Raw genomic sequence first — 21,688 nt, 5'->3', positions numbered from 1 at the left:
AAGCGATCATGCCACTAGCGCTAGCTACTTCAAATAAAAATGAAGTCGGCAAGCGCGAAGAGGGATCAAGCGGACGCTGACTTCACACTACCCTTTTTCTACGCTTGGATCTCCGCCAATTCGATTGCTGGCAACACGAAAGGTTCGACTAATTTTAAATAGTCTCTCTGAAGTCGAAGTTGTGAAAAAAATTGAATAAATTCCTCAGTCACTACAGTGTTAACACAGGTGTTCGCCGAGGGATTGAATAAACGTTTTTTCAAAGGTGTTCGTTGCGCATCCAGACCATTTAGATATTCTAAAACGAACAAGGTAATTAACACGGGATAGTAATGTGCATTATCCATATTCGGCATTGCAACACCCACATCTACATCTATAGGTTTCTCGTCCCAATTTTCGTTAGCAGTCAGCATGAGGTTGTACGTCGTATTGAGGCGTTTGACTTGTCGTGGATTAGTCAATCCGAAGTATTTTAGCCAATGTACAAACGCCGACTTTTGTGTTCTAGACAAACTAGCGACAAGGGTAAGTTTAACCTCCTTTGTTACCTCGTCTTTTTTAGTTAATGTTTTCGCCTCTGTCTTTATATCTGAATTTAACGTGGCATCCATTTCAAGTTGTGGGCTATCGATTTCCTTCTTTTCAATCGACGACGACTCTGTTGGTAATTTTAGCGCTACCTGTGGTCTGCCCCCCTCCGACGAAACAGCACTTGTTTTATCTAAACTCAGCATTGCTTGTTTCTGTATTTCACCTGAATGGTTTTCAAGAAATTTTTTGTCGCTCTCAGACAAAGTTCTCTCCCATAATTTTTCAACAAATAGTTGAATGCCGTCTGGGTCCGGCTGTGCCAACACTATGGGGATATGAATCACCTTCGCTAAGTAATCGCGCGCAATGGCGTTCGCATTATTAAAAGCATGGTGTTTAGACACCTTCTCAAAATGTAAGGCCAGTGCGGCCAATGCAATTTTAGGGTCAACCGCTATCAGTACCGATACTTGGGGAATCTCTAGTACCAAGCGTACTGCTTCAAATACTTTCACTATACCTTCTGGACTGCATCGATCTAAATCGTCAATCACAAACAATAAGCGCTCAGGGGGTTTAATTGGTTTTGTTAATCCAAATAGATGCTGTGTTTGAGGTTTGATCTGCACCTGACCTAAACGCACCTTACAAAATTTTTCTAATGTGACACGCATTTCAGGAATCTCCCCCAAATGCTTAGCATAATCAGGTAATTTCAAATAAGTTTTAAGTTTATCTGCTAGTGGCGTTGCAATGATGTTTTTAAATTCATCAACAAAGAGTTTCGACATCATGTAAATCGAAGAAGCAGCACCTGCCCCCACAAGCAAAGAGTGTTTAAGAAAATCCTTCACGTTACTCAATTCACTTAGCATTGCGAATATTTGTGAAGAATTGTCTTTGCTTTGAATATCTACTGTCGGAGCTTTTGGCAGCAAGGGAATCAATTCATTATAAAAAAATAGTATTGCGATCAAAGGCAGCGTAGCGACAACAAAACGTGCAAGCAACATTCCCACCTTCACCGCACCATGCAATGCAAATGCGACGCGTAATTTTAGATAAAACTGCCACATCCACCGTGGAACTGCCCCCAACTGCCACCATTTAAGGCGCGCAAGTGGTAACGGTATCTCCAGTAAGGCCTTAATTACTTCCTGCGTGATTCCCGCTTGTAAATTAGGGGTATGTTCATATGACCAAGCGTTAAATGTACCAAATATAAAAGCCTGATCTCCGGGCTGGTCTCTAAGTTGCGCTTGTAGAGATTTGATAAAGCTTGACTTGCCTGACCCCCAATCACCAAGCAAGCCTATAGTTTGATGTGAATGATTTTTTTCATGTGCCAAAATCGCAGCCAAGGCTCGCGTTAAAGCGCCTCGATTTAAATGATCTTCTTGACTTGGCGCCTCGGGTAGAACGTGCTGGCTGGCTCTGTTTTTAATTAGTGGGTCTTCAGGAGTTTTCGTTTCGGAAGGTATCGCTTTTTGTTCATCTACGTTTTCGGCTTGAACTGCGTCTTCTATCAATGACGTGGGAGATGCAAACGACTCTGATTGGCTTGATACCGACTTTGCTTTACGTCTGGATGTTTGAGATGTTTTCTGTGCTTTAGGAGTCACATTAAAGTAGGCTGCTAATTCTTGGACATTTTTTTCAGCATCTCTTAATTTATACGTTCCATTCACTATTCGTGGATAAGCATCGGCAATTTCTATTACAAGCCGAGCTCCCTGCGAATCTATATCGTGAAACTCCGAAGCTATCTGACGCAGTGCTTTTGGCCAGATGTCTATTGCCGAAACCTCAAGCTCAGATCCAAACGTTGTTAACCACAAACGCTGTCCTAAATACTCCTCTATCGTAATACTATTTTTTTCTATGTACTCTAGATCTACAAGATTAGCGGCAAATTCGGCAGTATTTAGAAGGTCGACAATACTATCAGCATCGATACCCGCGTTGTCTGAGTAGGCGGCAACTGCTGTGTAAGTAGCGCAGACAGCGACATAAACGGCGTCATTGAGGGTGGTGTCATCAGGATCGTCATCATCGTTATCAATATCGATAGCTTCAGCTGCTTCGGTAGCAATTAAGGCAGCACGATTACTCGATTTTCTATCAAAAGATACTCCACAGGCGATTGCCCACCAGATGCCGAGCAAATAGGTAATCCGTTTATCCCCTTTATCCCTTGTCGCCCAATAATCCAAGCTAGGATAACCGCTCACTAAGGACGGTAGAATACGCAAAGCACATCGTGCTGCGAACAAACTTACTAAGGCGTGACCATACTTATCTCTTTTTATAACGGCTCGCAAACGATTTTTTAGCTCACTCGCCGAAATCTCCTCAACGTCTGACTCAATTGAATTCATACTTCCCTCTTTTCTTCACACTTTTATTAATGCGAAAATTGCTTTATCTCTTGTTGTTCCCGATGCCTAGAAGTAATTAGGCGCAGTGAGATTGATGCAATAAACCTTACGGAAAACCTATGATTCATTTTTTTTAATATTTTCGCAAGCTATTCTTCATTTACATGAACCAAATACGACGGCAGAGAAAATTTATTTTGTCTTGAATTTCCCATGAAAAAGGGCGCGAATAAATTCGCGCCCTGTCTGAGAACATTCAACCTCAAGCTTTGGAATAAAAATTCCCATGAAAACAATGCGGCAGCCAATATGGTAAGTGTGCCAGTGCTACTGGTCCTGCTGCTAGATTTTGTGCATCAAAAACACTAGCAAAACTAGTTTGCCGTGGAATATCAAAACCCACGCCCACCAACCACGCCTCGCCCTCTTTGGTCGAACCGGCTTTAGATACCACGACATGCTCTTCCAAACGACAGTCTGAGCCAAAATTAAAGCTGTCCGTCTTGCCACTTTCTTGGTCTAGACGCATGACACCATTCAAGGTGTTGTTGGTATTTTTTTCTACAGCGACTGGATAATAGAGATAGCGATTTCTTTGTCCAACGACACGTGGATCGACACGAGGAAATTCTAGATTTTCACTGCGTTCGGTCAAACTAACCTTATTGCGATTCAAGTCAATTTTTAAAAACGCTGGTGTCGAAGGTTCAGAGATCACATCTTCACCTCGCATGATTTTTGGCATCCAATCATTAAAATTATCCAGGTTATCGCTCTTCACAAAATCAACATGAATGACGTTATTTTCTTCCCACGCATTACCGAAATGAAAAACCATCAGCGCCGGTATTTCTAGCAGGCGAAATCGACTGAAATCGGCTTTCTCCACGATCATAATTTTGACCGATTCTTTGGCTTGCCATTCCATCGCCTGCACCATACTTTTTCCTGATCGCACTGCATCCATATTCAAGTGTATCGGTGCGAATAAGAAAATCATGTGCTTTTGTGAGATGGCAAAATCATGCACCATGGCGGAACGTGGGGCATTCATAATATGGTGCTTGAGTAATTTACCTTGTGGCGAAAATTGGTAAAGTATCAGCTTACCCATCATCGTGCCGAAATTCCATAAACTGCCATCGGCTTCCATTTTAGGGTGAGCAGAAAATGGCATGCCTGCTAATTCGGGTGCCCAAGTCACTGCGCCCTGTGTTGTCAAAGTCTGAGCATCCATCGCATGCGCCGAACCACCTTCCCACAACGCCAATAAGCGGCCATCCATGCGAATTACGTTAGTATTCGCGGTATTCATAGTGTCAGATGTACGCAATGGGATTTTCGGTTCTATCGCCGTACCAAAAGCAGGAACTAGAAATTCACCCGCCTGCTGTTCAGCGACGAATTTTTTAGTGCGAACAAAGCGCGCTTGATGTGACACCCCGTTGTCACCAAAACGCCATGCATGCACTAAACCATCACCATCAAACCAGTGATGATAGCGTTGCCCGCCGCGTTCAAATAAACCCGGACCATTGCGATAAAAATCACCGCGTAAATCCGCTGGTAACTTGCCTTCTATCCAGGCCGCGTCACAACTAATATCCTGACCTTGGAATCCGCGCAGGCAAGTCAGTTTAGGATTGGTTTTAAACAGTTCTGGAGCGCGGCGATAATGCGAATTAACAGCATCCGCTTGACGTGCCCACGAGGGTAAGGACGCAGTGGCAGCAGTGGTAGCGAGGGCGGTTCCCATCGATTGCAAAAAGTGGCGGCGATTCATGCTAGCGCTCCTTAATTCACACGTACGCTGATACTATGCGGCGCCGAAGTTAAGCTGATCTTAGCGCTATCGAAAGTCGGCGGACCAAAATTACCTACCGCATCATTACTGAAACCATAAGGTTCAGTGGGCATACCGATGGGATTGCTATCAAGACGTCCGTTGCCGTTCAAATCCTGTATTACCGAGATCGCATAATCTCCGTCTGGCAAGCCCTCAAATTGAACCGCGACTTTATTCGCATTCGCCGCGACCTTTTTACTTAAATACACTTGCTTCAGCCATTGTCCTTTTTGGTTAAAGACTGCCACCATGACCTCGCCTTTGGTTTCGGTAATGCCATGTACTTCCACTTTTAAGTCACCCGCCAAGGCCGATGCGCTGAGCAAAGCAGAGCTTAAAGCCATAACACTAACGATAGTTGCAACGATTTTCATACGACCTCCTAATTGATAATGTAGGTCTGCATGGTAGTAAGCGAATTGCAAGCTTTGGCGTCTTTGCGACGGAGCGAGCACTTTTTGGCGTCAATGGTCGTCACAGGACGCGAAAAATAAATAACAACATAGCAAGATGCAAAAACATCCGCCGCTATTTGGGCTAGTTCTTCTGCCTGCGCAGGCTTTTCTCAGTTTCCTTTATAATGGCGAGCATCGATCTATCTTTTAAGGAAATATCATGAGCGACGTTCAAACTTGGATTAAAGAAACCGTAACCACCAACCCTGTTGTGCTGTTCATGAAGGGCACTGCGCAATTTCCACAATGCGGTTTTTCTGGTCGTGCGATTCAATTATTAAAGGCCAGTGGTGCAGAGAACCTGGTCACTATCAATGTGTTAGAAGACCCAGTCGTGCGTCAAGGCATTAAAGACTACGCAAACTGGCCTACTATTCCTCAGTTATACATCAACGGTGAATTCATCGGCGGCTCAGACATCATGAATGAAATGTTTGAAAGTGGTGAATTGCAAGCCCTGATCAAAGGCTAAGCATTCCACAAGTATAAGCACGCTATGAGCACACCACTCGCACCGAAACGAATTATCGTCGCCATCACGGGTGCGACGGGTGCGATCTATGGCGTGCGTCTGCTTCAGCATTTACAAAACCTACCCGGCATACAAAGTCATCTTTTGATTTCGGATGCCGGGGTTTTGAACATTCATCAAGAGTTAGATCTAAAACGCAAAGACATCGAAGCCATGGCGCACGTCGTGCATGCAGTACGTGATATCGGTGCGACCATCGCTAGTGGCTCTTTTCAATCGGATGGCATGGTCATCGCGCCCTGCTCCATGAAAACCCTAGCCGCCGTCGCACACGGTTTTGCCGACAACTTGATTACGCGCGCAGCCGATGTGGTTTTGAAAGAGCGCCGTCGTTTGGTTTTGATGGTGCGAGAAACGCCATTTAATCTAGCGCATCTACGTAATATGACCGCGGTCACCGAAATGGGCGGCATCATTTTTCCACCACTTCCCAACTTCTATCATCGTCCTGCCTCAATAGAAGAAATGGTCGATCACAGCTTGGCGCGGGTGCTCGATTTGTTCAGCATCGAACATCAGCTTGCGCCACGCTGGGCGGGTTTAAAAGGTGATAGTTGAAGCACTAGGTGCTTAGACATTCGCATTGCTCAAGAAAGCCGCAAACTCAATTAATTGTCGCTCCTGCGCAGGCAGGAGCCCAGCGTCTTCCATCAATTGCCCATCAAGACACTGGATTCCTGCTAAAAACACGCAGGAATGACGACTAATGCTGCTATTTCGCATTAACACTGTCTACCTCAACAAACATCCAACACCTAAAATTACCTCACACCCAGCAATGCAGCACGTGTAGTCGGCGACTGCAATTGATCCAACCACCATTGCAAAGCTCGTCCTTGTTTCGATTTAGTTGACTGCCGCCACACGTAATAACTCTGTACTTTTTGCTGCGCGCGTTCGACTTTCTTTTCCACTAAACGCCCAGTATCAAGATAGGATCGAGCGACGCAGGTCGGTAAAAATCCGATGCCCAAACCACGTACTTGCGCATCCAGTTTCGCGGGTAAATCAGCGACCGTAAAAACATCTTGTCCACTCAACAAACCTATCGACATACTTGCGCCACGTTGCACACTATCGGCAATTGCCACTGCCCGGTGCGCACGTATCGTTTGATCTGACAAAGGTTCACAGGCTTGCGCCAAAGGATGGTGAGGCGCCACTGCGAATGCAAAATACACGCTTCCCAAAAGTTCACGTTGTAAACCACCTTTGGCATGTGCATCCATCACCGCACCAATCGACAAATCGGCCTGCCCCGAAATCAAAGCTTCCAAAGTACCGGATAAAGTTTCTGCTCTCAATTTCAACTTGGTTGGGGGATTCAATTTAAAGAAATTTTCACACAACTCCATCACCGTACTGCGATCAATAATGCTATCAATCGCAATCGTCAATTGCGGCTCCCACCCAGTCGCTACTCGCTTCACCCGATTCGCAATGGCATCCACTTCCAGCAATAAATTCTGCCCTTCACGCAACAACTCAGCACCTGCCTGAGTCAACTTAGCCTGACGTGAGCTACGATCAAACAATAAAACATCCAAAGCATCTTCAATCTGCCGCACCCTATACGTCAAAGCACTAGGTACCATATTCAAACTGCGTGCCGCTGCAGCGAAACTGCCTGTATCAGCAATCACCTGGAGCATGGAAAGTGAGGCTGGCGTTAAAACATCGCGTGGAGTGTTTGTGTTCATGGTGATGGTGTTGATTTGAATTGTTTGAATGATGGCATTTTATGTGTGGAGATGGATGCGTTTTGTTATGGGGAAGCTGAAAAAAGCTTGCGATACAGGTGGATTTAAACAAACACTACTATTCTTAATTTTTTAAGTCAGAAAATAGGTAAAACGCCATCTATCAAAGAAACGAATACTTCGTTGTTATTTTATGTTTATGTTAACCTTAGTTTCTTTTGTTTTAGAACAATTTATTTATGCAGAAGAAAAATGCTCAATAACTAAGTGCCTTAGGCTTTTCAGTACTCCCTTGGACGATCTACTATTGTCTTCAATGGCGTTGGACAGCACAAGGGGCGCATTTCCAACCTTCGATGAATGAACAGCTTGTAGCAATGTGGGCACTTTCATTTGGTGCAATATGCAGTATTCTATCGCTCGCTTTGTCCATGAGAAGTCCTAGGAACGGTCGCGCTATATTGTTCAGTATAGTCTTGCTTGCGTCTGGAGCATGGTATTGTGCCGAAACTGTTCCATTGATTACTGAAGGCTTTCGCGCGAGGTGGTCACCGCACATTGGCTTAATCAACTGCTCGATGCAAACACGCTGCTGCAGAGTACAATTTCCTGTTTTCGCTACATACCACTTAACTCATCATGAAAGCACTCATGAATAACTTAAGATTAATTTGCATAGTCTTTCTTTTTTTCGGCAATAGCGCCCCCGCGTGGTGTGATTCAGTTGGGTACGCAGAGATCAAAAAAATTCAATTCGAAACTTCCGATATCAGTATCGTCCATTGGCATGACTGGTCGACAAAGAAAAATAGAGATGCTCGATGGGCAATGATAAGCACTGATAAGAACCCATTTACCGAATCGAATACCTATTCCTACATTCAAGCATTTGATAAAAAAACGGGCAACATTCTGTTCAAATCACCTGTTCCAGCATTGACGGTGATTTGGGCTACACCTGACTCAAACTATATTATTGGGATATCAAACATAAAAGTTTGGAACCCCTATCATCTGGTAGTCTTTAATAAGAAAGGTGATCTTCTCTACAAGGCTGCAATCGATACGAAGTCCTATCCAGATGCGTCAGAAAGCGTCACCAATTGGATCAATTGGTATAAAGAACCCGTACCTAAAATCACTTTAAAAAGCACCATTGATTCCATAGAAATCTCCATAGAAAGTAACAATATGTGGAAACAAAGCGTAATCAATGGCGAGTTTACTTATGGAGAACGCCCGAATCCGGTACCGATTCGCATCTTCCGTTTTCCACTCAAGAGTGGCGATATCAATTGACCATAAATTTTTCCGTTAAGTTGGTATCGTTTGCAGCAAACAAAATTCAATGTTCTTAGACTTGTGTTCTACATAAAATTTATGAAAAACGACAAGCACATTGATTTAGAAAAATGACTTATGGCAAAGTCTTTGCAACACTTTTCAGCAGATTGTTCTCAACAAAACACCACATTTTTTCTTACGGAAAAACTACCTCTTTATAGTTTCAAATAGCAGTCCCACCACCAACGAAAGAAAAGGAAACCAAATGAAACGAGTCACTGGCATAGGCGGTATTTTTTTCAAAGCTAAGGATGCACCTGCTATGCATGCTTGGTACAAAAAGCATTTAGGGATAGAGGTTCAATCTTGGGGCGGTGCTGCTTTTAGTTGGACAGATGATGATGGTAAGCCTGTTGCGGGTACCACCGCTTGGTCGATTAATGCACAAGACAATGACTACTTCGCGCCTAGCACTGCACCTTTTATGATCAACTATCGGGTGCAAGATCTGCATGCCTTGATCAAGATGTTGAAGCAAGAAGGCTGCCATGTATTCGATAAGATTGACGAGTCTGAGTACGGCAAGTTTGGCTGGGTGATTGATCCGGAAGGCAATAAGGTCGAGTTGTGGGAACCGCCTGAAGGTCAATAAATCGATTGCGTTTTTTCCAAAAAGTTGCGACCAAATTCTGGATTGTGCAACTCGCTTGATTCGTTTTCCAGAAATGTCTTTCTGGAAAACGAACATCAACATTCAATGAAGATCTTAAGCACCAGCGCTGCGGCGCGCGTCGAGACTCCAGCCACCGGCACCAAACGCTGCCAATGCCATCAAACCACCAGCCACCGCAATGTTTTTAAAGAACAGTAATTGCGTCACATAAGCTTGACCTGCAGGCACCGCCCAATATGCATGAAAAATGAACGATGCGACCAACGTGAAGAAAGCTAAGGCGAGCGAAGCGAAGCGTGTGCCTAAGCCTATGATCAAAGCGATGCCACCGACGATTTCGAGTATCAAAGCAGCTGCGGCGGCTAGCGTTGGCGCAGGTAAACCGACTGAAGTGATGTAGCCTACCGTGCCTTCAAAGCCAGTCAGTTTGGCGATACCTGCTGGTAAAAATAATACGGCTAGTAATAAGCGAGCGACGAGGGACAATGGATTTTGTAATTGGGTAAACATGATGAGTTCCTTTTTAATTGATAACGATAATTCTTAATGATTGCTGTGATTTTTTAGTGGATTTATCTGGTGAGCGGTCGTTAATTTATGGCCACAAATTGTAGGGCGGGTGCAACCCGCGCCGCCACACCGTCACTCACCTGAGCAACGCGGGTTGCACCCGGCCTACAAAATCTACGCTGCCAAATCAAACACTAAAACCTCTGCATCACGACCATGGCGCAAGCTCAGGTGACTTTCGTTTTCTATGCGCAGTGCATCACCACCGCTCAAACGTTGGCCGTTGACTTCCAACTCGCCACGTATCAAATGCACATAGGCTTTACGGGCGGGATTCAGCGTCAACTCAGCCTGTTCTGAACCGTCAAACAAACCGGCATACATAGCAGCATCAGCGGTCATAGACACAGAATCGCCAGCGCCGTCGGGGGACGCAACCAGCGCCAATGCGCCACGTTTGCTCGCTGCCGGTATGGTTTTTTGTTCATAGCCGGGCGTCACACCTAAGCGATTGGGTTGTATCCAGATTTGCAAAAAGTGTGTGTGCTGTCCGTCGGCATGATTAAATTCGCTATGCCGTACGCCAGTTCCTGCGCTCATGCGTTGTACGTCACCCGGTGGAATACCTTTGATATTGCCCATACTATCTTTATGCGCCAATTCACCGGACAACACATAGCTGATGATTTCCATATTCTGATGGCCGTGCGTACCAAAACCAGTACCTGGTGCGATACGATCTTCGTTGATCACGAGCAGATTGCCCCAGCCAGTGTGGTCTGGATCGTAGTAATTGGCGAATGAAAAGCTGTGCTGGCTTTTCAACCAGCCATGATCAGCATGTCCGCGGTCTTGTGATTTTCTTAAAGTCAGCATTTTTTCTCTCCTGTTGAATTAATCAAGGCATCTCGTTTTTGATTTGCTATGAGATAGCAATGAGATGCGATGGAAGAGATTATGCGGCTTAGCGCCCGACTTTGGGATGAACGGTTTTGATGACATCGTTCAAAATTTTTGAATGATTATCAAGAGATAATGGTAGTTCTTTCCGTCTCTATGGACGCTACTCTTAACTTGCATTTCATTTCCGAATAATTATGCCTGTTTGGCATTTTCAATGGCAGCAATTATGCACTAACTACCACTAACTCTGAGTCGAGGGTCAAGTCAGAAATAACAAAAAAAGGGGACAAAAGATTTGTCCCCTTTTTTCATGTATCTTTTCAGATTTCCCTTGCGAGCAAGAGAGGATTTTTCAAAGATTAGGCTACGCTAAATCAAAGCGATCCGCATTCATCACTTTATTCCAAGCCGCGATGAAGTCATGCACAAATTGTTGTTGTGCATCCGAACTTGCATACACTTCGGCCAAAGCTCGTAATTGTGAATTCGAGCCGAACACGAGATCGACTGTTGTGCCCGTCCACTTCACTTCTCCCGTCTGACGATCACGACCTTCCAGCACGCCTGCCGTTGTCGATGGCTGCCACTTGGTGCGCATATCGAGCAGGTTGACGAAGAAGTCATTGCTCAAAGTTTCTGGACGTTTAGTAAAGACACCGTGCTGAGTCTTGCCCGTATTCGCGTTCAAAGAGCGCAAACCACCGATTAAGACAGTCATTTCTGGCGCACTTAAATTCAATAACTGCGCCTTATCAATTAACAATTCGGCGGCGTGTTTCTCCAAACCTACACGGACATAATTACGGAAGCCATCTGCGGCTGGTTCTAACACCGCGAATGAATCAACATCAGTTTGCTCTTGCGATGCGTCCATACGACCTGGCGTGAATGGTACCTGCACATCCTGTCCTGCTTTTTTGGCCGCCGCTTCTATCGCTGCAGCACCTGCCAATACGATCAAATCGGCCAGTGAGATTTTCTTACCACCGGATTGCGCCGCATTGAATTCTTGCTGGATCGCTTCTAATGTCGTCAACACCTTGGCTAATTCCAAAGGCTGATTCGCTTCCCAATCGCGCTGCGGCGACAAGCGAATCCGCGCCCCATTGGCACCGCCGCGCTTATCGCTGCCACGGAAAGTCGATGCGGATGACCATGCAGTATTGACCAGTTGCGCAATACTTAAACCAGAGGCCAGCACTTTGGCTTTCAAGGCAGCGATGTCTTGTGCATCTACTACCGCGTGATTCAAAGCGGGAATCGGATCTTGCCAGAGCAAGGTTTCACTTGGTACCAAGGCACCTAAATAACGTGTGACTGGCCCCATATCACGATGCGTCAATTTGAACCAAGCACGCGCAAATGCATCGGCAAACTCCGCAGGATTTTGATGGAAACGACGCGCAATTTTTTCGTAAGCAGGATCAAAACGTAACGATAAATCAGCGGTAGTCATCATCGGTGCATGCTTCTTCGATGGATCATGCGCATCGGGAATCAAGTGTTCAGGTTTGCAATCTTTTGCTACCCATTGTTTTGCGCCAGCTGGGCTCTTAGTTAATTCCCATTCGTAACCGAACAGCATGTCAAAGTAACCGTTATCCCAAGTCGTTGGATTAGGTTTCCATGCGCCTTCGATACCGCTGGTCGTCGTGTGTACGCCTTTGCCAGAACCGAATTTATTAATCCAACCCAGACCTTGTTCTTCTATGCCTGCCGCTTCTGGTTCTGGTCCAACTAAGCTTGGATCACCCGCGCCATGGGCTTTACCGAAGGTATGACCGCCCGCGACCAAAGCCACCGTCTCTTCATCATTCATCGCCATACGGGCGAAGGTTTCGCGCACATCGCGACCTGAAGCGACAGGATCAGGATTGCCGTCTGGACCTTCTGGATTGACATAGATCAAGCCCATTTGCACAGCGGCTAATGGATTTTCCAAATCGCGTGATCCTGCGCTTGAACCAGCATAACGGCTATTCGCTTTATCACTGGTTGCGAGCCATTCGGTTTCTGAACCCCAGTAGATATCTTCCTCTGGTTGATAGATGTCTTCACGACCACCGGCAAAACCAAAGGTCTTAAAGCCCATCGATTCCAATGCGACATTACCAGCTAAGATGAACAAGTCAGCCCAAGAAATTTTACGGCCGTATTTTTGTTTAATCGGCCATAACAGACGGCGTGCTTTATCGAGATTGCCATTATCTGGCCAGCTATTCAAAGGTGCAAAACGTTGATTGCCGGTACCTGCACCACCGCGACCGTCCGTAACGCGATAGGTGCCCGCCGCGTGCCATGCCATGCGTATCATCAAACCACCGTAGTGACCCCAATCGGCTGGCCACCAATCTTGTGAATCGGTCATCAGTGCTTTGAGATCTTGCACCACCGCATTCAGGTCCAGCGATTTGAATTCTTTTGCGTAATCAAAATCCGGCTCCATAGGATTCGACTTGGGCGAATGCTGATGCAAAATATTTAATTTCAGTTGATTCGGCCACCAAGTGGAATTAGTCGGCGCACCTGCAGCAACCGCGTGTTTAGCAGCACCATGATGGAAAGGGCATTTTGCTTCGTTGGTCATATCAATCTCCTAGAAATAGTTGAAAAGTAAGTTCAACAACATGCTCAATAACAAGTTCAAAACTACGATGGGTTTGATTCTAGAGAGCAAAGACCGATAGATCAATGCAATTAAATTTATGGATTCGATAAATTTTAACTAAATAACCATAGGCGTGGTTTATACGCAGTTACGTCAGCATAGTGCATTATTGTGATGTATGCCGTATGACAGGCGTTTGAATTAGGCTGGCAAGGGAAAATTTTCCACACTCTCAATATGGGTCAGTCATACCACTTGCTGCATCAATTCAAATAATTGCTCACGCAACCATGTGTTGGCAGGATCGCTATCGGCGCTCGCATGCCAATAGAGGTGAGCATCTATCTGTTGGGTGGCGAGAGGAAAAGGGTCTATCCTATTCATAAACTGCGCATTCGCCATCTTGGCATATTGCTCTGGCATGGTCAGCAGTAAATCGGTTTCACTCACCACCCGACAAGCGGCGAAATAATGCTGGCAGCGCAAACTAATCTGTCTGCGCAAACCTTCTCGATTTAATTCGAAATCTTCTAAACCCATGCCTTGTTTACGAGACGACACCAGCACATGACTTTGTTGTAAATAGGTGTTGAGATCAAGCGCGACATTTTTCTTCTTAGGCATCTTAGGATGATTTTTGCGTGATAGCACAATCAGACGATCGCGCGAAACGCGTTGCTGGTGAATATTGCCAGCCAGCGGGATCGGCACTTCTAACACCATATCGAGGTTGCCACTGCTTAATCCTGCTTCGATCTCGCGCCTATCGACCCGCACACTGGTGATACTGATGCCGGGTGCCTGTTGCGCAATGCGCTGCATGAGTCGCGGCAAGATGGTCGCTTCAAATACATCACGCAACCCCAAATGGAAGCGACGTTCGGTTTGCTGAGGATGAAAACTTTGATCAGGCTGCAAACTCATTTCAAATAAATGCAAACCCTGACGCACCTGCGTAATGATGCTGCGCGTGAACGGGGTCGGCACCATCGCACTGCCCTGCCTAACAAACAAGGGATCATCAAACATACTACGCAAGCGCGCCAAGGCGTGGCTGAGCGTAGGCTGACTCAAATGCAAGGTCTGGCTAGCGCGTGTGATATTGCCTTGACTGTAAATCGCGTCAAGCACCACGAAGAGATTAAGATCAGTACGAGATATATGCATGAAATGAATTATGTCACATTCAAATCATTCATTTGAATAATTCATAGCTAGCTCGTATGCTGCTGCAACACCGTTTGTATTTGCTCTCCCACTCTACGAAAGTGCGCTATGAACTTTGCCCATTCCGATACTGCCACTAGCTTAATTGCACGTATGCAGTCCTTCATGCAAGAACATGTGATCCCCGCCGAACAAGCCTACGCCGCGCAATTACGGGGAGGTGCTGATTGGACACAGTGGCAACAACCGCCAGTGATGGAAGAGTTGAAAGCCAAAGCGCGTGCTGCTGGCTTATGGAATTTATTTTTACCGGAAGACGGCGCACGTCTATCCAATGTCGATTACGCCCCTTTAGCAGAAATCACAGGTCGCTCGATGATCGCGCCTGAAGTCTTCAACTGCAATGCACCCGACACTGGCAATATGGAAGTGTTAGTCAAATACGGCAGTGAAGAACAAAAACAACGCTGGCTAAAACCCCTGATGGCAGGTGAAATCCGCTCCGCTTTTTGTATGACAGAACCGGAAGTCGCATCCAGTGACGCCACCAATATGCAAGCAACCGCGATCTTGGAAGGTGACGAAGTCGTACTCAATGGGCGCAAATGGTGGAGTTCTGGCATTGGCCATCCGAACTGCAAGGTGTTGATCTTTATGGGCCTGAGCGACACCAGCGCGGACAAGCATCAACAGCATTCCATGATCTTGGTGCCACTTGATACTCCCGGCGTGAAGATAGAACGCATGCTACCCGTATTCCATACACTAGACGAACCGTATGGACATGGCGAAGTTAGTTTTACCAATGTGCGCCTGCCTGTTTCATCGGTCATCGGTGGTTTAGGACGTGGCTTCGAAATCGCCCAAGGACGCTTGGGGCCTGGACGAATACATCACTGTATGCGGGCAATCGGCGCTGCGGAATTTGCATTAGAACTGCTGTGTGAACGCGCGATGCAACGCGTCGCCTTTGGCAAACCTTTGGCCAAGCTCGGCGGTAACGCCGACATCATTGCAAATGCGCGCATGGCGATAGAACAAGCCAGATTGCTGACCCTGAAAGCGGCTTGGATGATGGACACGGTCGGCGTCAAAGGCGCGATGAGCGAGATTTCCCAAATCAAAGTGATTGCGCCAAATGTCGGTACACAAGTGATCGATGCCGCGATGCAAATGCATGGTGGTGCTGGCTTATCTGACGATTTTCCGTTCACCGCTTTATATGCCTATGCACGTGTGTTGCGCATTGCCGATGGACCAGATGAAGTACATCGCGGCTTGATCGCCAAACTCGAATTGAAACGACAAGCTAAACGCCTCGGCATTTCTAACTAAACAAAAATGACTATGAGCATGAATCATTTATTAGACAAGGCAAGCGCAGTGCGTGCTGGCGAAGAACTTGATCGCCAAAAAATCAGCGCCTTCATTCACCAACATTTACCCAACTTAACTGGCGAACCTATCATTGAGCAATTCGCTGGTGGCGCCTCCAATCTGACTTATCTATTACGTTATACAGAACGCGATCTCATCTTACGTCGCCCGCCGTTCGGATACCGCGCCAAGTCAGCGCATGACATGCTACGCGAAGCCAATATCATGAGCGCGCTCAAGCCTGTATATCGCTATGTTCCGGAGGTGATTGCCACTTGCAGCGATCCCACCATTATGGATTGTGACTTCTACGTGATGGAACGCGTGCATGGAATTATTCCGCGTCAAAATCTCCCCAAAGATTTAGCACTTTCCGTCGAAGACACGCGCCGTTTGTGCCTGAACGTCATCGACAAAATGTTAGAGCTACATCAGATCGATTATCAACAAGCCGGTTTGGCCTCAATCGCCAAAGGTGCGGGCTATGTGGCACGCCAAGTGACAGGTTGGAGCGAACGCTATCGTCAGGCAAAAACCGAGGACGTCGGTGATTTTGAAAGCGTGATGCAATGGCTACACGAAAAAATGCCCGCACAGGATCTTGCTACCTGTCTAATCCACAATGACTTCCGTTTTGATAATGTCGTTTTGAACCCAGAAAAACCAACTGAAGTCATCGGTGTACTCGATTGGGAAATGGCGACACTCGGTGATCCATTGATGGATTTAGGCAATACCCTCGCGTATTGGGTACAGGCCGATGATGATGCCGTTTTTCAATCAGTTCGCCGTCAGCCGACACATTTAGCTGGCATGCTAACGCGTCAAGAAGTGATTGCCTATTACGGTGAAAAAACTGGCTACCGTGTCGACAATTTTGATTTTTATGCGATCTTTGGTTTGTTCCGCTTAGCAGTGATTGTGCAACAGATTTATTACCGTTACTTTCACGGACAAACCACTAATCCTGCTTTTGCCAATTTTGGCAAGCTGAGCAATTACCTTGAGCAACGCTGCTTAGGACTGATTCGCACATCCTCTCTATAAGCATTTTTTTACTTACATGAGTCATATTTATTTAATCCGTCATGGACAGGCGAGTTTTGATGCAGATGATTACGATCAACTGTCACCGCTGGGCGAAGAACAATCACGACTGCTTGGTTCCTGGCTACGTCAAACCCGACAAAGCATGCATCACATTGTTATCGGCGGCAATCGGCGACATCGCCAAACTGCGGAACACTGCCTTCAGCAATTTAGCGACGAGCAAACCAACACAACTCCGAAGATTAAGCAGGAAATTGCGCAGCAAAACTGGCAACTCGACCCAGGATTCAACGAATTTCAACACGAAGAAGTATTACTAAAATACTGCACGGAATTTACTGACTTCAAGGCACTTAAACAATCTTTGGCTAAACACCCACATCCACGTCAGGCATTTCACGCCATGTTTACTGCGGCGATCCAGCGTTGGACTAGCGGTGAGTTTGATGATTACAGTGAGTCTTGGCTCGCCTTTCAGCAGCGATGCCGACTAGCGCTCAAGCGAGTATTAGCAATGCAAGAAGCCTCTGAAGCCGATAAGAATATCTGCATCTTTACTTCTGGCGGCACCATCTCAGTTTTATTACAAGAAATTTTAGGCATTAACGATCAACGCATTTTTGATTTGAACGCCTGTCTTATCAATACCGGCATCACCAAGCTTAGAGCAGGCAGCAAACAACTGAGTCTGAACTATCTCAATAGCAGCGCTCATCTCGACCTCGATCCACGATCAGAACTGATCAGCTATCGTTAATCAAATTCATACTATCTTTTGGAGAACAAGATGCAAGAACTAACAGGCAAAGTCGCCGTCATCACGGGTGCTGCCGAAGGTATAGGTAAAGCTATCGCCATCGCGGCGGCGGCCGAAGGAATGAAATTAGTATTGGCCGATATCAGCGCCGAGACGCTAGCGCACACCGTCACCGAATTACGCCAGAACGGCAGCCAAGTGATAGGCGTGGTCACCGATGTCGCACAAGAAGCGGCCATCATGCATCTGGCCGACCAAGCTTATACTCAATTTGGACAGGTGCATTTGCTGGTCAATAACGCGGGTGTCGCTTTCACCAAATCTGCTTGGGAAACAACGGCTAAAGATTGGGAATGGATTATGGGCATCAATCTTTATGGCGTCACCCATGCGCTACGTGCCTTCGTTCCCCGCATGTTGGCAAGTAAGGAAGAAGCTCATATCGTCAACACCGCATCGCTCGCTGGCTTAATCGCAGAACCCGCGCTAGCTGCCTACAATGTGAGTAAATTCGGCGTCGTCGCTTTGAGTGAGAGTTTGTATCACGATCTAACTTTACGTAAATCAAAAATCGGTGTGTCAGTGCTTTGCCCAAGCTGGGTCAAAACTCGCATCACGGACTCAGAGCGTCATCGCGATCAGGCCGACCGCAGTAAGCTAGAGCAATTAGAAACCATCAGCCTGAAAACCGGTGCAGCAATCACCAAGGCAGTGGAAGCAGGGATCGCTCCTGAGCAAGTTGCACAGGCAGTGATATCGGCGGTAAAACAAAAACAGTTCTACATTCTGACTCATCCAGAATCAAAAGCAGCGGTACACATCCGTAGCGAAGATATATTGCAGGGTCGCTCCCCCAGTCTCTTACCCATCTAAGACCACTCACAATCCACCGACGCCTAGTCGGCACGCATCACTATGCGTGCTTAGATCAAGCCAGTCATAAGTTCAACGATGCGCAAATACCACTTTAGGTTTCCGTGGTTTTTTGCGCATATCAAAATCACGTGACAATTTTTCACATTTGCTTTTACCGAAATCTCCTACAATGGTGTATATGACCATTTTGACCTGATCCAGAGAGAGATGGCTAGATAGGCACTAAGGTAGCAGAATATATCTATGCCAAAGGCTCTGTCGGTTCAAATAGACATAATAATTTACCTTGCATTATTAGCGTTACTTGAATACATTGAAGTAAGCAAAATCACAAGTCGAAGATGTATCAATCCGTGCTAATAGGCCATTTAAGTTTTGCCTTAAAGTACGAGTTACTGGGTGCTTTCTAAATCAATGATATCAGCCTTACAGACTTAGTTCAGCCTCAGTTGCAAACCTAGTTGAAAAACCAGTTGTACCCTAAGTTTCAAGCCTTAAAACCTGGTCAGAAGTCAAAGTTTTTTTATTTCAATCATTTAAATCGGAGACATCATATTCCATGGCTAATATCCTCGACATTCCAACGTCCGAAGAGTTTCAATACGATCCAAATAACTTGCTTGATACTTTGATCAAAACTCTAGGCATTAAAAACGACGCGGCACTCTCTCGTGCTTTAGAAGTGGCGCCGCCAGTGATCAGTAAAATACGTCACAAAATTCTGCCCGTCGGTCCTTCATTACTGATTCGTATGCACGAAGAATCAGGCATCAGCATTAAAGAAATCCGTAACTTGATGGGTGATCGCAGATCAAAGTTCCGTATGCCGGATCAAATATAGAACTGAACTAAGTTTCATTCATCATTGCATCAAGATCAAAAAGAAAGCGTCAACGGTAAATACCAGTTGACGCTTTTTTTATCTATTAACTCAACACATCACTCACTCTGCTTAGCAATGTACATAGCGCAATTCGTTCACTATTCGTTCACGATTGGGTCATACGCTGACTACGTATTTTGCGATACAAGGTTTGACGACTAATACCCAAATCACGCGCAGCGGCTGACACATTACCGTTTGCATTTTGCAAGGCCATTAAGATTAACTGATGCGCACTCTGCCGCAAATTGCTTACTGGCATTTTTTCGGTCTCAGTGTCAGCATCGATATCTGCTCGACTCGCCATGGTGGCAATTGAAATTAGATTGTCATTGACTCCCGTTAATAGTGCTAACTCTTGGGCGAGTTCATCCCCCAAATGTTCCCAACTAATTTCAGATTGGTACTCATCCATCAAAGCCACGGCCGCACGCAGTACATGACTGAGTTGCCGCACATTTCCTGGCCAATGATAACGACACATGGCACTCAATAAATCTGGGGCAATGCTAATAATATCGCTCTGCTGCTGTCTCAATTCACTTAACAGATTCAAACATAGCTCAACAAAATCAGTGCGTTCACGCAAAGCGGGCAAACTCAAATGCAGGCCATTAATACGATAATACAAATCTGCCCGAAAACGCCCTTGCTCTATATTGCTTTGTAGATTTTGGTGGGTCGCGCAAATCAAATTAAAATCCACCGCTATCGCCGCACTACTGCCCAAAGGCGTGACGACTCTCTCCTGTAAAACCCGCAATAACCGAGTCTGCAAAGACAAAGGCATGTCGCCGATTTCGTCTAGAAACAAAGTGCCGCCATGCGCCTCGCGCAAGCGACCCAGCGCTCCTTGTCGCAATGCGCCGGTGAATGCACCCGCGACATATCCGAATAATTCAGCCTCAATCAAATGCTCAGGAATCGCCGCGCAATTCACCGCGACAAAGGGCTTGTCACGACGGCTTGAGGCCTGATGTACAGAGCGAGCGAATACTTCTTTTCCTACACCCGATTCACCGGTGACTAATAAGGGAATCGCTTTATCAATCAACTTACGCGCCTTTTGATCCGCCGCAAACCAACGACGATCGATCTGTGATGAAGTGTGTAATGAATCAAGCTCAGTTTGCGTACTAATCGTCACTGCCTGACGAACTCTATTTTGACTATGCATTTGCATAAACAAACGACGACCGTCCCGACAAGACAAGACTTGAGGAATACCAACTGGATGCGCATAGCCTGCCGAACGTGTAGAAAGCGTTAATAAAGTTTCAAAATCCTGATCAAACAATTGCGCCCACGAGCTTGCCCCAAGATCGGCATAACGTAGTTTCAATAGACTTAAACCACATCGATTCGCACCCAGTAAAAAACCATCTTCAGAAAATGCCAATACGGCCTGAGCGACCGATCCTAAACCTTCTGCCCGAGCATGCAACCGCACGATAATTTGATGCTGGGATGAGCTTAGCACCATACTGTTTTCTATCATCTGGGCTGCGGTCGAGACTAATCCCAATGTATGGGGATGGCGACTGCGGTGATCACCCGAAATATCCAGTATGCCCATCAACTTACCTTGCGCGGACAAAATCGGCGCTGCGGCACAAGTCAAAAATTCATTGTGCTCTAAATAGTGTTCGGCACCGTTGATTTCTATTTCACTGGCATCCGCGAGAGCCGTTCCGATAGCATTGGTACCACGCTGATTTTCAGCCCAACTTGCGCCACACTTGAGCGCGACACGATCCGCCTTACTTAGAAAATCCAGATCACCCAAGGTATGCATTAAAACACCTTGAGCATCGGCCAGTATCACCATGCTATGACTGTGCCTAAGTTGGCCAAACAGGTATTCAATCACAGGCTCGGAATGACTGATTAATTCGTGGTTGACATCACGAACATAATCCAGATTACGCGCACTTAAATTATCAACACTATCGACTGCACCTACCGGTGAAAGTCCAGCAGACAAGCTTCGTTGCCAAGACTGAGCAACACGCAAATCAATAGCAGATTCTGGATAAATACCGCGCTCTACAAACTGTAAGCGCGCTTGTTTCAAGTGCGGTGCGGGAAGGATCGCGTGATGGCGCATGAACTGGTCTCCGTGAGCGATATAGGTCGCTTTTCTTTGTTTGGTTTC

At 46.1% G+C, this 21,688-nt stretch carries 18 protein-coding genes; 9 read left to right on the top strand and 9 right to left on the bottom strand.

Annotated features, from left to right (window positions below; genetic code table 11):
* Positions 1–98: 98 nt before the first annotated feature.
* The 3 genes from ACFFJH_RS06025 to ACFFJH_RS06015 all read right to left on the bottom strand — a co-directional run bounded on the left by ACFFJH_RS06025 (position 99) and on the right by ACFFJH_RS06015 (position 5,132).
* Positions 99–2,912: a KAP family P-loop NTPase fold protein gene (locus ACFFJH_RS06025; protein ID WP_390210925.1), complete on the bottom strand. Its 2,814-nt coding sequence runs from the start codon at positions 2,910–2,912 to the stop codon at positions 99–101.
* A gap of 262 nt (positions 2,913–3,174) precedes the next feature.
* Positions 3,175–4,695 (bottom strand): carotenoid oxygenase family protein, encoded by a 1,521-nt coding sequence (locus ACFFJH_RS06020; RefSeq protein ID WP_390210923.1) that lies wholly within the window; start codon positions 4,693–4,695, stop codon positions 3,175–3,177.
* Positions 4,696–4,706: 11 nt separating this feature from the next.
* Positions 4,707–5,132: a DUF2141 domain-containing protein gene (locus ACFFJH_RS06015; RefSeq protein ID WP_390210921.1), complete on the bottom strand. Its 426-nt coding sequence runs from the start codon at positions 5,130–5,132 to the stop codon at positions 4,707–4,709.
* A gap of 241 nt (positions 5,133–5,373) precedes the next feature.
* On the opposite strand from ACFFJH_RS06015, the gene grxD reads away from it, so the two are divergent.
* Together grxD and ACFFJH_RS06005 are read left to right on the top strand one after the other, a co-directional pair.
* Positions 5,374–5,685, top strand: coding sequence for a Grx4 family monothiol glutaredoxin (gene grxD, locus ACFFJH_RS06010; RefSeq protein ID WP_390210919.1), 312 nt, complete (start codon positions 5,374–5,376; stop codon positions 5,683–5,685).
* 24 nt (positions 5,686–5,709) lie between these two features.
* On the top strand, positions 5,710–6,303 hold the full coding sequence (locus ACFFJH_RS06005; protein WP_390210917.1) for a UbiX family flavin prenyltransferase: 594 nt from the start codon (positions 5,710–5,712) through the stop codon (positions 6,301–6,303).
* 203 nt (positions 6,304–6,506) lie between these two features.
* Here the strand turns inward: ACFFJH_RS06005 and ACFFJH_RS06000 are convergent, their stop codons facing one another.
* On the bottom strand, positions 6,507–7,445 hold the full coding sequence (locus ACFFJH_RS06000; RefSeq protein ID WP_390210915.1) for a LysR family transcriptional regulator: 939 nt from the start codon (positions 7,443–7,445) through the stop codon (positions 6,507–6,509).
* A 651-nt stretch (positions 7,446–8,096) separates the two neighbouring features.
* Here ACFFJH_RS06000 and ACFFJH_RS05995 point away from each other — a divergent pair.
* A complete protein-coding gene (locus ACFFJH_RS05995) occupies positions 8,097–8,744 on the top strand; it encodes a hypothetical protein (protein ID WP_390210913.1) in 648 nt (215 codons plus the stop codon).
* A 250-nt stretch (positions 8,745–8,994) separates the two neighbouring features.
* Positions 8,995–9,381: a VOC family protein gene (locus ACFFJH_RS05990; RefSeq protein WP_390210911.1), complete on the top strand. Its 387-nt coding sequence runs from the start codon at positions 8,995–8,997 to the stop codon at positions 9,379–9,381.
* A gap of 114 nt (positions 9,382–9,495) precedes the next feature.
* Here ACFFJH_RS05990 and ACFFJH_RS05985 read toward each other — a convergent pair whose 3' ends face one another.
* From ACFFJH_RS05985 to ACFFJH_RS05970, 4 genes are all read right to left on the bottom strand, one after another.
* Positions 9,496–9,912, bottom strand: a complete 417-nt coding sequence (locus ACFFJH_RS05985; protein ID WP_390210909.1) for a DoxX family protein — start codon at positions 9,910–9,912, stop codon at positions 9,496–9,498.
* Between the two features lie 174 nt (positions 9,913–10,086).
* Positions 10,087–10,788, bottom strand: a complete 702-nt coding sequence (locus ACFFJH_RS05980) for a pirin family protein (protein ID WP_390210907.1) — start codon at positions 10,786–10,788, stop codon at positions 10,087–10,089.
* A 391-nt stretch (positions 10,789–11,179) separates the two neighbouring features.
* Complete coding sequence (gene katG, locus ACFFJH_RS05975; protein WP_390210904.1) at positions 11,180–13,402, bottom strand: catalase/peroxidase HPI; 2,223 nt, start codon at positions 13,400–13,402, stop codon at positions 11,180–11,182.
* Between the two features lie 267 nt (positions 13,403–13,669).
* Entirely contained in the window at positions 13,670–14,590 is a 921-nt protein-coding gene (locus ACFFJH_RS05970; RefSeq protein ID WP_390210900.1) for a LysR family transcriptional regulator, read from the bottom strand.
* Positions 14,591–14,698: 108 nt separating this feature from the next.
* Between ACFFJH_RS05970 and ACFFJH_RS05965 the strand changes: the two genes are divergently transcribed.
* The 5 genes from ACFFJH_RS05965 to ACFFJH_RS05945 all read left to right on the top strand — a co-directional run bounded on the left by ACFFJH_RS05965 (position 14,699) and on the right by ACFFJH_RS05945 (position 19,491).
* Positions 14,699–15,925, top strand: a complete 1,227-nt coding sequence (locus tag ACFFJH_RS05965) for an acyl-CoA dehydrogenase family protein (RefSeq protein ID WP_390210898.1) — start codon at positions 14,699–14,701, stop codon at positions 15,923–15,925.
* Between the two features lie 18 nt (positions 15,926–15,943).
* The gene (locus tag ACFFJH_RS05960; RefSeq protein WP_390210896.1) at positions 15,944–17,014 is read left to right on the top strand and encodes a phosphotransferase family protein; all 1,071 of its coding nucleotides are present in this window, start codon (positions 15,944–15,946) and stop codon (positions 17,012–17,014) included.
* 16 nt (positions 17,015–17,030) lie between these two features.
* Positions 17,031–17,774 carry a histidine phosphatase family protein gene (locus ACFFJH_RS05955; RefSeq protein ID WP_390210894.1) on the top strand — a complete coding sequence of 248 codons (744 nt, stop codon included), beginning with the start codon at positions 17,031–17,033 and terminating at the stop codon, positions 17,772–17,774.
* 30 nt (positions 17,775–17,804) lie between these two features.
* Positions 17,805–18,647 (top strand): SDR family NAD(P)-dependent oxidoreductase, encoded by an 843-nt coding sequence (locus tag ACFFJH_RS05950; RefSeq protein ID WP_390210892.1) that lies wholly within the window; start codon positions 17,805–17,807, stop codon positions 18,645–18,647.
* Between the two features lie 562 nt (positions 18,648–19,209).
* Positions 19,210–19,491, top strand: a complete 282-nt coding sequence (locus ACFFJH_RS05945) for a hypothetical protein (protein WP_390210890.1) — start codon at positions 19,210–19,212, stop codon at positions 19,489–19,491.
* Between the two features lie 148 nt (positions 19,492–19,639).
* Here the strand turns inward: ACFFJH_RS05945 and ACFFJH_RS05940 are convergent, their stop codons facing one another.
* Positions 19,640–21,640: a sigma-54-dependent Fis family transcriptional regulator gene (locus ACFFJH_RS05940; RefSeq protein WP_390210887.1), complete on the bottom strand. Its 2,001-nt coding sequence runs from the start codon at positions 21,638–21,640 to the stop codon at positions 19,640–19,642.
* Between the last annotated feature and the right edge of the window lie 48 nt (positions 21,641–21,688).

The organism is Affinundibacterium danionis (assembly GCF_042432465.1).
Lineage (GTDB): Bacteria > Pseudomonadota > Gammaproteobacteria > Burkholderiales > Burkholderiaceae_D > Undibacterium > Undibacterium danionis.
Note: the sequence above shows the minus strand (reverse complement) of the source record. Positions and strands in the feature narration are given on the sequence as shown.

Coding starts and splice junctions, on each gene's coding strand:
- ACFFJH_RS06025 (WP_390210925.1), bottom strand. CDS start 2,912: ATGAATTCAATTGAGTCAGACGTTGAGGAGATTTCGGCGAGTGAGCTA.
- ACFFJH_RS06020 (WP_390210923.1), bottom strand. CDS start 4,695: ATGAATCGCCGCCACTTTTTGCAATCGATGGGAACCGCCCTCGCTACC.
- ACFFJH_RS06015 (WP_390210921.1), bottom strand. CDS start 5,132: ATGAAAATCGTTGCAACTATCGTTAGTGTTATGGCTTTAAGCTCTGCT.
- grxD (WP_390210919.1), top strand. CDS start 5,374: ATGAGCGACGTTCAAACTTGGATTAAAGAAACCGTAACCACCAACCCT.
- ACFFJH_RS06005 (WP_390210917.1), top strand. CDS start 5,710: ATGAGCACACCACTCGCACCGAAACGAATTATCGTCGCCATCACGGGT.
- ACFFJH_RS06000 (WP_390210915.1), bottom strand. CDS start 7,445: ATGAACACAAACACTCCACGCGATGTTTTAACGCCAGCCTCACTTTCC.
- ACFFJH_RS05995 (WP_390210913.1), top strand. CDS start 8,097: ATGAATAACTTAAGATTAATTTGCATAGTCTTTCTTTTTTTCGGCAAT.
- ACFFJH_RS05990 (WP_390210911.1), top strand. CDS start 8,995: ATGAAACGAGTCACTGGCATAGGCGGTATTTTTTTCAAAGCTAAGGAT.
- ACFFJH_RS05985 (WP_390210909.1), bottom strand. CDS start 9,912: ATGTTTACCCAATTACAAAATCCATTGTCCCTCGTCGCTCGCTTATTA.
- ACFFJH_RS05980 (WP_390210907.1), bottom strand. CDS start 10,788: ATGCTGACTTTAAGAAAATCACAAGACCGCGGACATGCTGATCATGGC.
- katG (WP_390210904.1), bottom strand. CDS start 13,402: ATGACCAACGAAGCAAAATGCCCTTTCCATCATGGTGCTGCTAAACAC.
- ACFFJH_RS05970 (WP_390210900.1), bottom strand. CDS start 14,590: ATGCATATATCTCGTACTGATCTTAATCTCTTCGTGGTGCTTGACGCG.
- ACFFJH_RS05965 (WP_390210898.1), top strand. CDS start 14,699: ATGAACTTTGCCCATTCCGATACTGCCACTAGCTTAATTGCACGTATG.
- ACFFJH_RS05960 (WP_390210896.1), top strand. CDS start 15,944: ATGAATCATTTATTAGACAAGGCAAGCGCAGTGCGTGCTGGCGAAGAA.
- ACFFJH_RS05955 (WP_390210894.1), top strand. CDS start 17,031: ATGAGTCATATTTATTTAATCCGTCATGGACAGGCGAGTTTTGATGCA.
- ACFFJH_RS05950 (WP_390210892.1), top strand. CDS start 17,805: ATGCAAGAACTAACAGGCAAAGTCGCCGTCATCACGGGTGCTGCCGAA.
- ACFFJH_RS05945 (WP_390210890.1), top strand. CDS start 19,210: ATGGCTAATATCCTCGACATTCCAACGTCCGAAGAGTTTCAATACGAT.
- ACFFJH_RS05940 (WP_390210887.1), bottom strand. CDS start 21,640: ATGCGCCATCACGCGATCCTTCCCGCACCGCACTTGAAACAAGCGCGC.